The 1,015-nt window shown below is 72.3% G+C and carries 1 pseudogene; it reads left to right on the top strand.

Features of this window, described 5'->3' with window-relative positions:
- Nucleotides 1-52 precede the first annotated feature (52 nt).
- Nucleotides 53-1,015 (top strand): annotated as a pseudogene (locus tag ABZ749_RS35665) (aminotransferase class I/II-fold pyridoxal phosphate-dependent enzyme); the annotation flags it as partial.

The following is a 1,015-nucleotide window of genomic DNA, read 5'->3' as shown; positions in this document are numbered from 1 at the left end:
GGTCGAAACGGGGCGCCACCATGAGCGAGACGTGTGGACGGTGGCGCTGCTCCAGCAGCGCCCGGGGATCCCCGCCCTGCGCGCGGCCGTCGCGGCGCATCAGCGGCGGTTCTACGACCTGGCGTACGACCCGGACAGCGAGATCGTGATCACGGCGGGCGCGACCGAGGCGGTCGCGGCGAGCATCCTCGCGCTCTGCGAACCGGGCGACGAGGTGGTGTGCTTCGAGCCGTACTACGACTCGTACGCCGCCTCGATCGCGTTGGCCGGCGCGGTCCGCCGGCCGGTGACGTTGCGCCCCTCGGCCGACGGCCGGTACGCCTTCGACCCGGCGGCGCTGCGTGCGGCGTTCGGCCCGCGCACCCGGCTGGTGCTGCTGAACTCGCCGCACAATCCGACCGGCAAGGTCTTCACCCCGGCCGAGTTGGCGCAGGTCGCCGAGTTGTGTCAGGAGTTCGGCGCGTACGCGGTCACCGACGAGGTGTACGAGCACCTGGTCTTCACCGACGCGTCGAGCCCGCACGTGCCGCTGGCCAGCCTGCCCGGGATGCGGGAGCGGACGCTGCGCATCTCGTCGGCCGGCAAGACGTTCTCCTGCACGGGGTGGAAGGTCGGCTGGGCGAGCGGCCCGGCGGCGCTGGTCTCGGCGCTGCTCCGGGTGAAGCAGTTCCTCACCTATGTCAACGCCGCGCCGCTGCAACCGGCGGTGGCCGTGGCGCTGGCCCTGCCGGACGCCTACTACACCGGCTTCCGGGACGGTCTCCAGCAGCGGCGGGACCAGCTCGTCGGTGGTCTGACCGACGCCGGTTTCGAGGTGCTCGACTCGGAGGGGACGTACTTCGTCACCGCCGACATCACCGCCCTCGGCGGCCGGGACGGGGTGGAGTTCTGCCGCTCGTTGCCGGAGCGCTGCGGCGTGGTGGCGGTGCCCACCCAGGGAAGCAGTCGTCGGTCGGCACGAGCCCGGCCAGCAGCGAGCGCATCTCGTAGTGCGGCAGGAGTTCGAGGGTGTACC

This window comes from Micromonospora sp. NPDC047753 (genome assembly GCF_040642735.1).
In the GTDB taxonomy this organism is placed as follows: Bacteria; Actinomycetota; Actinomycetes; order Mycobacteriales; family Micromonosporaceae; genus Micromonospora.
This window is presented reverse-complemented; position numbering and strand designations above follow the sequence as displayed.